Here is a 648-nt window from a genome sequence, read left to right as displayed (position 1 = left end):
TGCCCGTCCGGGCTGACATCCAGCGACATCCAGCTGCCCTACCTGTCCTCGATGGGAATCGAGCGTGTCGGCAGCGGTGGATTGGCAACATCCCATTCCGCCTCGTCGCTATTCTGGAAAGCCAGGCCCGGCGCGCTTGCCAGAATGGTCGATGCCGCCAGTGTTGCAATAAATCGGGTCATATACCCCTCCCCAATACGTGTTTTCGCCGCGGAGCATAGGTCGCCCCCAAGGTGGCGACAAACTTACCGTTCTGTGAGGTTGGGGATGGGGGGGAATACCATGCAATGCAAAGCCGTGTATCGGGAGACACGCTGCCATCCTTCCCCTTGATGGGGAAGGTGGGCCGAAGCGGAGCTTCGGGTCGGAAGGGGTGAAACCCGGTGGCGCTTTCGAAGAGCGAAATGGAAGGCATCTCGCTCCCACCCCATCCACCACGCCTGCGGCGCGGTCCTTCGTTGCGTCGAACATGCCCCCGGCATGTCCTTTGGCGCCTCAGTCCCCATCAAGGGGAAGGATTGGGGGCGTGCGTGGGCCCTACGCTTTCAAAGCCTTCGCGTGATGGCGCAGATGGTCTTCCATGAAGCTGGCGATGAAATAATAGGAATGGTCGTATCCGGGATGCCGGCGCAGGGTGAGTGACTGGCC

General features: G+C 61.0%; 1 protein-coding gene. It reads right to left on the bottom strand.

The genetic code is table 11. The features are described 5' to 3' along the window. Positions 1-38: 38 nt before the first annotated feature. Positions 39-182, bottom strand: coding sequence for a hypothetical protein (locus PKF00_RS44000; RefSeq protein ID WP_271223748.1), 144 nt, complete (start codon positions 180-182; stop codon positions 39-41). Positions 183-648 lie beyond the last annotated feature (466 nt).

The sequence above is a fragment of the Streptosporangium carneum genome (genome assembly GCF_027922005.1).
Lineage (GTDB): Bacteria > Actinomycetota > Actinomycetes > Streptosporangiales > Streptosporangiaceae > Streptosporangium > Streptosporangium carneum.
The sequence above is the reverse complement of the archived record's forward strand: the minus strand, read 5'-3'. Positions and strand labels throughout refer to the sequence as shown.

Bases quoted from the DNA above. Each gene is read 5' to 3' on its own strand.
- PKF00_RS44000 (WP_271223748.1), bottom strand. From the start codon at position 182: ATGACCCGATTTATTGCAACACTGGCGGCATCGACCATTCTGGCAAGC.